Below are 11685 nucleotides of genomic sequence, written 5' to 3'. Positions count from 1 at the left end.
GCCCTAGCACGCCCTTACATGGCCGCGATATTCAAGTCCGCCAGGCGGAAGGGCGTTTTTCGCAAACGCTGACCGGTGGCAGCGAAGATCGCGTTCGCGATCGCGGCCCCGAGCGGCGGTACGGCCGGCTCACCCACGCCCGTCGGGATCTCGTTATTGCGCACGAGATGCACCTCGACCGCCGGCGAGTCTGCCATGCGTAGCACGCGATAATCGTGGAAGTTGCTCTGGACTGTACGTCCGTCCTTCATCGTGATCTCGCCGAACAGGGCCGCGCTCGTCGCCCAGATCACCGCGCTCTCGGCTTGCGCGCGCACCGTGTCCGGATTCACGATCGTGCCGCAATCGAAGGCGCAGACGACGCGGTCGACGTGGACGCCGTCACGTTTCGTCACCGTGACTTCGGCGACTTCGGCGACGTACGTGCCGTCGTAGTCGAAGAAGGCGATGCCACGGCCACGCCCGCGCGGCAGCGGCGTGCCCCAGCGCGCCTTCTCCGCAGCGAGCCTAACGACCGCCTGCTGGCGAGGCCGATTCGGGCCGAGGAGCATCAGTCGATACGCGACCGGGTCGATTTGCATGGCGTGCGCGCATTCGTCGATGAACGATTCGAAGCAGAAGCCATTCTGGCCGTTCTGAACGGCGCGCCATGCACCGAGTGGCACAGGTGCGGGAACGCGGACGAAGTCGTTGAGCGTATTCACATAATCGTAGGGCGGCGTCTCGCCTCCCTCGCGGCGTTGCGGAGTCGTCGTCGCGGGATTCCACCATGCTTCGGTGGACGGGCCGACGATGCGATTCTGGAGCGTGATCAGGCGTCCATTGGCGTCGAGCGAGGCACGGAAGCTCTGCAATTGCGCCGGACGATACATGTCGTGCTGAATGTCGTCTTCGCGTGTCCAGACGACCTTGACCGGCGCCCCGGCGCGCTGCGATAGCTGAACCGCTTCGACCACGAAATCCTGATACGCGCGGCGGCCAAAGCCACCGCCCATGAACGTCACGTGCGCTTCGACGTGGTCGAGGGGAACATTCGCAAGCCGCGCCGCCACACCACGCGCTGGCTCGGGAAACTGGCTTGGCAGCCAAAGCTCCACCTTATCCGCCGTGACGGAGGCCGTGCAGTTCATCGGCTCCATACACGCGTGTGCGAGGAAGGGGAGTTCGTATGTTGCCTCGACGGTTCGCGTCCCCTCGCTCTGCCTAACGGTAGTATCGCCCTGTGCGCGATTGATCTTGGCGTCCGTGCCCTCGTCGACGGCACGACGCGCCTCCTGCCACATGGCGTCGCTGGAGAAAGCGGCCTGCTCGCCGAGGTCCCACTGGATGTCGAGCGCCTTGCGCCCCTGCATCGCCGACCAGGTGTCGTCGGCGAGCACGGCGACGCGTCCGGGGAGTTGCTTCGGCACCGGGTCGAGCGTGAGCACATGCCTAACGCCAGAGACCGCCCGTGCCCTGCTATCGTCGACGCTCGCGACTTTGCCCGCGAAGGTCGGACATCGTGCGACGACGGCGACGAGCATGCCCGGTACCTTCACGTCGATACCGAAGCTCGCCTTGCCGGTCACCTTGGCTGGGGTATCGAGACGACGCGTGTCGCGCCCGACGATGCGGAAGGTGCGTGGATCCTTCAGCGTGAGAGACTTCTCATCGGGCGGCGGCATCGTTGCCGCCTCGCGCGCGAGCGCTCCATATCCGAGGCGGCGGCGCGTTCTTGTGTGAACAACTTCGCCCACGCTCGTCGCGCACTCCCTCTCTGGCACGCCCCACCGCTTCGCCGCGGCGGCGACGAGCATTGCCCGCGCCGTGGCGCCAGCACGACGCAGCGGCTGCCATGACTCACGGATGCTCGAGCTGCCACCGGTTGCCGTGTCGAGGTCGGGACGCGTCGGCGCGCGCTCGGCGCGAACGCGCCGCCAGTCGGCGTCCATCTCTTCCGCGACGATCATCGGCAGTGCCGTCCAGACGCCTTGTCCCATCTCGGATTTGTGGACGAGAATCGTGACGTCGCCCGTCTCGTCGAGCTTGATCCATGCGTTCGGCGCGAACGGCTCGCTGCCTAACGATGGCGCAGACCCGTTCGACCGCGCGCGATCGTCACGAATCCGTACGCCGAGCAGGAGCCCGGCGCCGGCAATCGCCGACGTGACGACGAAGGTGCGTCGCGAGAGCTCGGTGGTGTCGGTCGTGTCCCTCATGTTCCGACCTCCTCTGCCGCCCGTTTGATCGCTTTCCGCATGCGCTGATACGTGCCGCAGCGGCAGATGTTGGTCATCGCGGCGTCGATCTCGGCGTCGCTTGGGTGCCGGTTCTTCGCGAGCAGCGCGGCGGCCGCCATGATCTGCCCCGATTGGCAGTAACCGCACTGCGGGACGTCTTCTGCGATCCACGCCTTTTGCACTGCGTGCAGTGTCTTCTCGCTGCCAAGGCCCTCGATCGTCGTGATCTTCTTGGTACCGACGGCAGAGATGGGCAGGCTACAGGAGCGCGCCGGCACGCCGTCGAGATGTACGGTACAGGCGCCACACAAGCCTGCGCCGCAGCCGTACTTGGTGCCGGTGAGGTCGAGGTGGTCGCGGAGCACCCAGAGTAGCGGCGTGTCCGCGGCGACGTTGGCGGTGCGGCGCCGACCATTGACGAGCAGGGTGAACGACGGCATGGATCCCCCGTGGGAAGGGAGGGCTATACTTCACTTTCGCGCCGTCGACCGCTCAGTGCAAGCAGCGAAAAAAAACCTGACATGCGCATTGTCTCATTTCTCCCTTCGGCGACCGAGCTCGCCTTTGCGCTCGGTCTGGGTGACGACCTGGTCGGTGTCTCCCACGAATGTGACTATCCACCCGAGGCAAAGATGCGGCCGGCGGTCGTGCATTGTGCCATTCCGCTCGACGACCTCGCGCCCGCCGAGATCGATTCGGCGGTGAGCAGGCAGCTGCGGGTCGGCGGGTCGATCTACACGGTCGATACGGATCTGCTGCGCGCCTTGGAGCCCGACCTCATCCTTGCTCAGGATTTGTGCGAGGTCTGCGCGCCGTCTGGGAACGAGAGCGAGCGCGCTGTCGCCGCGCTCGACGGCAAGGCGAAGGTGCTGTCGCTGGCGCCTCGGTCGTTGCGGGAGATCAACGATAGCGTACGAGCGCTCGGCGAGGCCACGGGCCGAGACCAAGTTGCGGAAACGCTCATCGCGTCGAACCACGCGCGAGTCGCGCGCCTGATCGAGGCGCTACGTGGCGCGGCGCGTCGACGCGTGTTCTTCATCGAGTGGATCGACCCCGTCTTCTGCGGTGGCCACTGGGTGCCCGAAATGATCGAGCTCGCCGGCGGCTTCGACGCACTCGGACGGAAGGGTGGTGACTCCGTGCGGGTCGTATCGCAAGACGTGCTGCAATGGGCGCCGGAGGTGATCGTCATCTCGCCCTGTGGCGCGCACCTCGAATCGGCGGTGGAGCAGGGAAGGCAATTCTTGCGCGACCCACTCTGGTCGACGCTCCCCGCCGTGCAGTCAGGCGATGTTTTTGCCGTCGACGCGAGCAGCCACTTTGCTCGGCCGGGCCCACGCGTCTTCGATGGGATCGAGGTGCTCGCGCACGTTTTCCACCCGGAGCGTGTGCCGGAACGATTTCCGGGAGCTGCTGTGCGGCTAGGGCGCTGAGAGCTAGGACTACCGTCCAAGCATTCGATGCTCCTTGCATAAGACAAAGCGCAGGATTTTGTTAAACACCGTTGAGACTACACCGCTTCCAGCCATGCGAAAACTTCTCGTACCTGCCCTGATGGTTTTGGCGTCGACGCCTATTACTTCGCGCGCGCAGACCTTTCCCACCGACGATCCGATCATCAAGCGCATCTGGGCCGTCGGCATGGATAGCTCCCAGACGATGCACCTCGCGCAGGTACTCTTCGATTCGATCGGTCCACGCCTAACGGGATCCCCGGATCAGAAGCGCGGCAACGATTGGCTTGTTGGGACGTACAAGTCGTGGGGCATCGATGCGAAGAATGAGCAATACGGAACCTGGCGCGGCTGGCGCCGCGGCTACTCGCACATCGATCTCATCAGTCCGCGCGTGCGATCCCTCGAGGGACAGATGGTCGGCTACAGCCCGGGCACAGACGCAAAGGATCTCACGGCAGTACCGATCATTCTCCCTCGTTTCGCTGACAGCACGGAATTCGTGAAATGGCTGCCGAGCGCGCGCGGCAAGCTCGTGCTCGTCTCGGCGCCGATGCCCACTTGCCGGCCGCCCGACGATTGGGAAAAGAACGCGACGCCGGAGTCCAAGGAGCATATGGACAGCCTCGCCGCCGGGATCCAGCGCGAGTGGGGCGGACGCAACGTCCGCGGCACCGGCTACAGCCTCGCGTTAGGCGGCGGCGAGTTGGGGAAGCGTCTGGAGGAGGGCGGCGTCGCCGGGGTGATCACGTCCCGTCCGAAGCTCGACTTCCAGCGGAATAGCGGCGGTTGGGGCACGATCGAGGTATTCGAGACGTATAACACGCGTGCGCCGACGATTGCGCTGAGCTGCGAGGATTACGGCTTGGTGTATCGTCTCACCGAGAACAACGAGAATCCGAGGCTCCGCCTCAATCTCGACGCCGAGCTCCTCGGCGAGCGGCCGGTGTACAATACCGTCGCAATGATCAAGGGGACGGAGAAGCCAGAGGAATACGTGATGCTCTCGGCGCACTTCGACTCGTGGGACGGCTCGTCCGGAGCGACGGACAACGGTACCGGAACCCTAACGATGCTCGAGGCGATGCGGATCCTCAAGAAGGTCTATCCGCACCCGAAGCGCACCATTCTCGTTGGCCACTGGAGCGGTGAGGAAGAGGGCGAGATCGGCTCGAAGGCGTTCACGGAAGATCATCCGGACGTGCTCAAGGGGCTGCAGGCGTTGTTCAATCAGGATAATGGGACGGGTCGCATCGTCCGAATGGGCGGCGGCGGCCTGCCTAACGCCGCCGAGCATATTGCGCGGTGGCTCGAGAAGATTCCGACCGAGTGGAAGGCGCAGATCAATTTTGCGGGTGCGGGCCGGCCAGCTGGCGGCGGGAGCGACGACTTCTCCTTCGCCTGTTACGGGTTGCCGGCGTTTGGCCTCGGCGCGCTCCCGTGGGATTACAGCGCGTACACCTGGCACACGAACCGCGATACTTATGACAAGGTCGTGTTCGACGATCTCAAGTCGAATGCGACGCTGACGGCGATGCTCGCGTACCTCGCATCCGAAGACCCGACGATGATCACGCGCGAGCGGGTCGATCTCGCGGCGCTGGCGCAGGCGGCGCAGCAGCAAGCGCCAGCGAATCCGGCAGCCGCTGGCCGCGGCGGACGCGGTGGCCGCGGCTTCTCGACGACATGGCCGCAGTGCACGAAAGCGCCGAGAAGCACTGATGCGCGATTGAAATAACGTCAACTCTGTTCACTCGCCGCTCAGGACCCGCGTAGCACCGTCATCGGATCGACCTTCGCCGCACGGCGCGCCGGAATGAAGGTCGCCATCAGTGCGACGATGGTCAGCAAGGCCATCACGGCGACGAAGGACAGCGGATCCGTCGCACTCACGCCGTAGAGCAGTCCTGCGATCAGGCGCGTTAGGCCTAGCGCCGCGATGGCGCCGATGAGAATGCCGACGAGAGCCAAAGACGCGCCCTGGCGCAACACCAGTCGCAGCACGTCCTCGCTCCGTGCGCCGAGGGCGACGCGAACGCCGATCTCCTGTCGGCGCTGAGTGACCAGGAACGAGATCACGCTGTAGACGCCTAACGTCGCGAGCAGCAATGCCGCGGCACCGAACGCGCCGAGCAGTAATAGCGTGAAGCGGCGGTCGGCAAGCGAGTCGGCGAGAATCGTGTCGATCGTACGAAAGCGTGGCGGAATATCGGGCCGCAGATCGTGGATGACGCGACGCGCCGACGCGATGATGCCAGCCGGCGCGCCTGCACCCTCGAGCACGAAGAAGAAGGTGCCGGCGCGCCCCGGCCGCTGCCGGTAGTAGGCGTAAAACGTTGGCTCCGGCGCCTCGGCGAGGCTCGCCTCGCGGATATCGCCGACGACGCCAACCACCGTGAATGGACGCAGATCGCCGTCCATATTGCCGAATTGAATAATTTTGCCGAGGGGGCTGTCGTTAGGCCATTGCTTGCGTGCCAGGGCATCGTTGATCACCGCGGCCGGCGGCGCGATCGGTCCGTCGCGGTCGTCGAAGAGGCGCCCGCTCACGAGCGGAATGTGCAACGCGTGGAAAAAGCCGGGACTCGCGAGGCGGAACTCGGCATACCCCGAACGGGACTTGTCCTTGAGCAGCGATGGGAGTTGCGCGAAGTCGATCTTCTCGTCGGGCCGAGACATCACGATGAACGCCCCGTCTCCAATGCTGCCACCAGCAAAGGGGAAGAAGTTCGAGCTGCCGACGTCGGACACGCCGGGAATGGCCGCGAATCGCTGCATCAGCTCGTCGTAGAGCTGTACCATTTGGCGTCGGGGGGTCGAGTCGCTCCCTGACGAGTAGTCGACGTCCATCACGACGGCGTTGTTGGCGTGGAATCCCGGCGAAACGGCAAGGAGTCGCTCGAAGCTGCGCGCCAACAGGCCCGCACCCACGAGCAAGACGAGCGTGAGCGCGACCTGGGCCACGACGAGCGCGCTGCGAATGCGCTGTGTCGCGCCGGCCCCGGCTTGCGTGCGTTGCGATTGCGCGAGCGTCTCGCGGATATCGCCTCGTGTTGCTCGCCATGCTGTGAGCAGCCCGAGCGCCACTGCGCACGTCACCGATACCGCGAGCGCGAAGAGCAGCACCGGCCAGTGCACCCCGACTTCGCCGATCCGCGGCAGACGTCCTGGTTCGAGCGCGAGCAATGCCTTCACGCCCGCGGCGCCAATGAGGACCCCGAGCACTCCACCGCACAACGAAAGAACGAGCGACTCCGCCAGGAACTGCCTGACGAGTCGGCCGCGGCCAGCGCCGAGCGCGAGGCGAAGCGCGAGCTCGCCCTGACGGGACGCCATGCGAGCAACGAGGAGATTCACGACGTTGGCGCAACCGATGAGCAGCAGAACGCCGGAGGCGGCGAGTACGATCATCAACGCGGGCCGCACGTCACCGACCCGTTGCTCACGCAGCGGGATGAGATGCGCATCAGCCATCCACGTCTCGTCGCCGTATTGCTGCTTGAGGCTCTTCGCGATTGCGCTCGTCTCGCGGCGCGCCTGCTCCAGCGACACGCCGTCACGCAGCCGGGCAATCACCTGATAGTTGTGACCAGTGCGATGCGGCGAGGGCCCGCTCAGCTCGCGCGGGATCCATAGGTCGACGCCCGTCGGAACATCCACCGTCCCCGGCATGACGCCGACGACGCGGTACACCTGGCCATCCAACGTCAGCACCGTGCCTAACGCGGACGGCGCGCCATCGAGCGCACGCTGCCAGAAGCCCTGGCTCACCACGACCCCGCCGGCCGCGCCCACATGCTGCTCCTCGGGAAGGAAGGTCCGACCGACGAGCGCGCGCACGCCAAGAATGGAGAAGAATTCACTCGACGCCGTCGCGAGGTGCGCTCGCACCGCGTCGTGCGACGCAGTCACCGAAACGGTTCCGTTGTCGGTGAACTCCGCCATCGCGCCGAAGGAGCGGCTCTCCGCCCGAACGTCATTGAAGTTCGGATCGGAGAACTGGACGTCGCCGCCATTCTTGTTGATTTGCCAGACGCGGACGATGCGCTCCGGCTCCGGATACGGCAGCGGCCGAAGCAGCACACCGTTAACGACACTGAAGATCGCCGTCGTCGCACCGATTCCGAGGCCCAGCGTCGCGATGACGGTGATGAAGAAGCCCGGCGTTCTCGCCATCGATCGGGCGACAAAGCGCAGATCGCGAACGAAGGATTCCATGAGTGTTCTCGATGCGTGAGAGGGACCGGCGGGCTAAGAGATACCATGATTTCCATCCCATTCAACCGAAGAGAGCGGAATGGCCACTTCACCATACTGTTGAGCCGCGTTCGAGTTTCGACACCTCTCAGCCCCGCGGTGGTTGGACCACGTTTTCACGTCGTTTTCGCGTCGCTACTTTCGGCTCATGCTTTTCGGCCCGTACTTTTCGCCTCGCCATCTTCCGCTCGCTCTGTTTTTCTTCTCTGCCGTCCCCACGAGCAATGAGACTCTCCCATCGAGAAATCATCGTCACGCTTTCGACCTGTCTCGCGTTTCCGGTAGCCGCCCAGAGTCGGAGCCCGACCTACACACCCAGTAAGCTCACCGCGAATCAGCAGCTTGCGCACGACATCTACAAAGAGCTGATCGAGATCAACACCGGCATGAAGACCGGGAACGTCACGCCCGCGGCGCAGGCCATGGCGACACGGTTTCGCGGCGCCGGCATCGCCGATTCGGACATCTTCGTCGGTGGTCCCAAGCCCGACAAGTACAACGTCGTCGCGCGCATTCACGGCAACGGGGCGAGCGGCCGTAAGCCGCTGCTCCTCCTCGCGCATATCGACGTCGTCGAAGCACTCAAAGCCGATTGGTCGCCGGACCTCGATCCCTTCGTGTTTACTGAGCGCGACGGCTACTACTACGGTCGCGGCACTGCGGACGACAAGGCGATGGCGTCGATCTTCGTCGCGAATGCCATTCGCATGGTACGCGAGCACGTCGTCCCCGATCGCGATGTGATCATCGCACTCACCGCGGACGAAGAAGGTGGCGGATCCAACGGCGTCGACTGGCTCCTCAAGAATCACCCGCAGCTCGTCGATGCGGCGCTCGTGATCAACGAAGGGGGCGGGGGCACACTGCGAAATGGGAAGCCGCTCTTCAATTCCGTCCAGGCGACGGAGAAGGTGTCGACGAACGTCGTGCTTCGCGCGACGAATCGTGGCGGACACTCCTCGGTGCCGAGGCCGGACAACGCGATCGTCGCGCTCGCGGACGCGCTCTCGAAAGTGGGTCGCCATCAGTTCCCCGTTCGATTCAACGACGTGACGCGTGCCTTCTTCGCCAACACGGCCGACGTCGAGGAGCCCACGTTAGGACGCGCGATGAAGGCGCTCGTGGCGAATCCCAACGACGCGGCGGCACTGGCAACGGTCGCGTCGGATCCGCGCTACAACTCCATGCTCCGGACGACCTGTGTGCCAACGATGCTGAGCGGCGGTCACGCGACGAACGCGCTGCCGCAGCTCGCGGAGGCGACGATCAATTGTCGAGTATTCCCCTCGGATACGCCGGCGGTCATTCGCGCCGACATCGAGAAGTTGGTCAATGACACGACGGTGCAGGTCGTGCTGCAAGGATCCCCGCGCCAGCCGCCGCTGCCCTCTCCATTGCAGCCGGAGCTCTTCAACGCCGTCAGTCGGGTGACGCGAGCGATGTGGGGCGCGGTACCGGTGATTCCGGTAATGTCGACGGGCGCGACCGACTCGCGCTTCTTCCGAGCGTTAGGCGTTGCGTCGTACGGCGTGTCGGGCCTATTCAGCGATCCAACGGTCGACGCGCGCGCTCACGGGCGTGATGAGCGGATGCGTATCCAGTCGTACTATGAAGGGCAGGAATTCCTTTGGCGCCTCACGCGGGCACTGACCACGGCGCCGGGAACTGCAGCGGTACCGTGAGCCTGGTGCATCGCGAGAAGACAATCACACGGTGCAAATCTTGACTGCCTCGCTCAACGAGACGAGCGGCTCCCGCGTCGGCACGAACTCGTGCGCGATGTAGCCGGCAAATCCCGTGTCGGCGATCGCCCGCGCGACGGCGTGCCAGTTGAGCTCTTGTGTGTCATCGAGCTCGTGACGGCCGGGCACGCCCCCCGTGTGGAAGTGCCCGATGTGACTGGCGTGCGTGCGGATCGTGCGGATGATGTCCCCTTCCATGATCTGCATGTGGTAGATGTCGTAGAGCAGCTTCACGCGCGGGGAAGCGACGCCTTCGATCACTGCGGCGCCGAAGGCGGTGTGATCGCCCTGATATCCGGCGTGATCTACCTTGCTATTGAGTAGCTCGACACAGATCGTGACCTTCTGCTCTTCGGCAAGCGCCGTGATCTTGTTCAACCCGGCGACGCACGCGGCGATCGCTTGCGCGTCACTCGCGCCGTAGCGATTGCCGAACATTGCGATCACGTTCGGGACGCCTGCCTTCGACGCAAGCGGGATCGTCGTCTCCAACTCCCGCAGAAGCATGGCATGATTGGCGGGGTTGTTGAAACCCGTCGGAATGAAGTCCTGGCGCTTTGTCGGGTAGCCCATGGAGCAGGCGAGCCCCGCGTCGCGCACGACGCCCCAGTCCTCGGGCTGAAGCAAGTCGATGGCGACGATGCCCATGCCCTTGCACGCGCTCGAGAACTCGCCGAGCGGGATCCGTGAGTAGGGCCAGCGCGAAACAGATTGTTTGAGACGACCGGCGCGTGCCGTGCCGGGCGCCGCGAGATCGACATGCATTGACGGCATCACTGCCGCCACACCCATGATCTGCAACAGCTCGCGACGACGCATCGCTCTAGCCTCCGGTGATCGCAGGAAACGCAGCGCCGAGGAAACTGCCTGCGTCCGCGCGAGACAGCAAGAGCGAACCCGAATGACTCGACCACGCGGGCAAGCCGCCGAGGTCTCGTCGAGAACCCCGGTGGCCACGAGCTTCCCGACAGCCCTATACGATCGCTTGTTGTTCGTTAGGCAGCGACGCCCCGGCTGACGATCCGCCGCCCGTGAGAGCCTCCGGCTCCGTCGTCCCCTCGGCCGGCGCCTGGCGCACCGTGTACCACTCGACGGTGTGGCGCAGTCCATCGTCGATGCTCATGATCGGCGCATAGCCCAGCGACTGCCGCGAGCGGTCCAGCGAAGCCAGCGAATCACGCACGTCACCCGCGCGTGCCGGTACGTAGCGCGGCGGCGTGCTGCACTCGAAGAGGGCTGCGATCCGACGCCACAGCTCGTTGACGGAGATGCGCGTCCCGCATCCGACGTTGAATACCTCTCCGCACGCCGTTGCCGGCGCGCTGCACGCCGCCATGTTGGCATGGACGGCGTTCGCGACATAGGTGAAATCCCTCGTCTGATCACCATCCCCATAAATCACGGGGCCTTCGTTCGCCTGTGCGGCGGCGATGAACTTGGGCACAACGGCAGCATACTGCGACGCGGGATCCTGACGCGGGCCGAAGATGTTGAAGTATCGCAGGGCAACGGTCTCTATTCCGAAGGATGCATGAAGTGCTCGGCAATATTGCTCGCCGGCGAGTTTACTCACCGCATAAGGTGACAGTGGCCGCGGCACCATCGACTCGTGCTTCGGTAACTCCGTGGTATTGCCGTAGGCGGATGACGACGCCGCGTAGACCACGCGCCTAACGCCGGCGTCCCTCGCGGCGAGGAGTACGTTGAGCGTTCCGGTCGCATTCGCGTTATGAGTAGCGGCGGGGTCGCGGAGCGAGCGCGGCACCGAAGCGAGCGCGGCTTGGTGCAGGACGAAGTCCACGCCGCGGCAAGCACGTGCACAGGTCGCGGTATCCGTGACGCTACCTTCGATGATCTCGATCGCGCCCCGCATGCCTTCGAGATTCTCGCGCTTGCCTGTCGAGAAGTCGTCGAGCACGACGATCGTATGTCCTTCGGCAGCCAGATACTCGACGAGATGCGACCCGATGAAACCCGCACCGCCGGTGACTAGATAGCGCACAGTCGCTCCCG

At 64.7% G+C, this 11685-nt stretch carries 8 protein-coding genes; 3 read left to right on the top strand and 5 right to left on the bottom strand.

The window, feature by feature from the left end; all coding sequences use genetic code 11:
* Positions 1–14: 14 nt before the first annotated feature.
* Both VGH98_12325 and VGH98_12320 read right to left on the bottom strand, forming a co-directional pair.
* Positions 15–2198, bottom strand: a complete 2184-nt coding sequence (locus VGH98_12325; protein ID HEY2376754.1) for a molybdopterin cofactor-binding domain-containing protein — start codon at positions 2196–2198, stop codon at positions 15–17.
* Positions 2195–2659, bottom strand: a complete 465-nt coding sequence (locus VGH98_12320; GenBank protein HEY2376753.1) for a (2Fe-2S)-binding protein — start codon at positions 2657–2659, stop codon at positions 2195–2197. The genes VGH98_12325 and VGH98_12320 overlap by 4 nt, the downstream gene beginning before the upstream one ends.
* An 81-nt stretch (positions 2660–2740) precedes the next feature.
* On the opposite strand from VGH98_12320, the gene VGH98_12315 reads away from it, so the two are divergent.
* Together VGH98_12315 and VGH98_12310 are read left to right on the top strand one after the other, a co-directional pair.
* On the top strand, positions 2741–3652 hold the full coding sequence (locus VGH98_12315; protein HEY2376752.1) for a cobalamin-binding protein: 912 nt from the start codon (positions 2741–2743) through the stop codon (positions 3650–3652).
* Positions 3653–3746: 94 nt separating this feature from the next.
* Positions 3747–5411, top strand: a complete 1665-nt coding sequence (locus VGH98_12310) for a M20/M25/M40 family metallo-hydrolase (protein HEY2376751.1) — start codon at positions 3747–3749, stop codon at positions 5409–5411.
* 23 nt (positions 5412–5434) lie between these two features.
* Here VGH98_12310 and VGH98_12305 read toward each other — a convergent pair whose 3' ends face one another.
* The gene (locus VGH98_12305) at positions 5435–7891 is read right to left on the bottom strand and encodes an ABC transporter permease (GenBank protein ID HEY2376750.1); all 2457 of its coding nucleotides are present in this window, start codon (positions 7889–7891) and stop codon (positions 5435–5437) included.
* A gap of 263 nt (positions 7892–8154) precedes the next feature.
* On the opposite strand from VGH98_12305, the gene VGH98_12300 reads away from it, so the two are divergent.
* Positions 8155–9612 (top strand): M20/M25/M40 family metallo-hydrolase, encoded by a 1458-nt coding sequence (locus VGH98_12300; GenBank protein HEY2376749.1) that lies wholly within the window; start codon positions 8155–8157, stop codon positions 9610–9612.
* A gap of 24 nt (positions 9613–9636) precedes the next feature.
* On the opposite strand, the gene VGH98_12295 is transcribed toward VGH98_12300, so the two are convergent.
* Together VGH98_12295 and VGH98_12290 are read right to left on the bottom strand one after the other, a co-directional pair.
* Complete coding sequence (locus tag VGH98_12295) at positions 9637–10491, bottom strand: TIM barrel protein (protein ID HEY2376748.1); 855 nt, start codon at positions 10489–10491, stop codon at positions 9637–9639.
* A gap of 154 nt (positions 10492–10645) precedes the next feature.
* Positions 10646–11674 carry an SDR family oxidoreductase gene (locus tag VGH98_12290; protein ID HEY2376747.1) on the bottom strand — a complete coding sequence of 343 codons (1029 nt, stop codon included), beginning with the start codon at positions 11672–11674 and terminating at the stop codon, positions 10646–10648.
* Positions 11675–11685: the final 11 nt, after the last annotated feature.

It is taken from the genome of Gemmatimonadaceae bacterium, from assembly GCA_036496605.1.
Taxonomy (GTDB): domain Bacteria; phylum Gemmatimonadota; class Gemmatimonadetes; order Gemmatimonadales; family Gemmatimonadaceae; genus AG2.
Note: the sequence above shows the minus strand (reverse complement) of the source record. Positions and strands in the feature narration are given on the sequence as shown.

Coding starts and splice junctions, on each gene's coding strand:
- VGH98_12320 (HEY2376753.1), bottom strand. CDS start 2,659: ATGCCGTCGTTCACCCTGCTCGTCAATGGTCGGCGCCGCACCGCCAAC.
- VGH98_12300 (HEY2376749.1), top strand. CDS start 8,155: ATGAGACTCTCCCATCGAGAAATCATCGTCACGCTTTCGACCTGTCTC.
- VGH98_12305 (HEY2376750.1), bottom strand. CDS start 7,891: ATGGAATCCTTCGTTCGCGATCTGCGCTTTGTCGCCCGATCGATGGCG.
- VGH98_12310 (HEY2376751.1), top strand. CDS start 3,747: ATGCGAAAACTTCTCGTACCTGCCCTGATGGTTTTGGCGTCGACGCCT.
- VGH98_12295 (HEY2376748.1), bottom strand. CDS start 10,491: ATGCGTCGTCGCGAGCTGTTGCAGATCATGGGTGTGGCGGCAGTGATG.
- VGH98_12315 (HEY2376752.1), top strand. CDS start 2,741: ATGCGCATTGTCTCATTTCTCCCTTCGGCGACCGAGCTCGCCTTTGCG.
- VGH98_12325 (HEY2376754.1), bottom strand. CDS start 2,198: ATGAGGGACACGACCGACACCACCGAGCTCTCGCGACGCACCTTCGTC.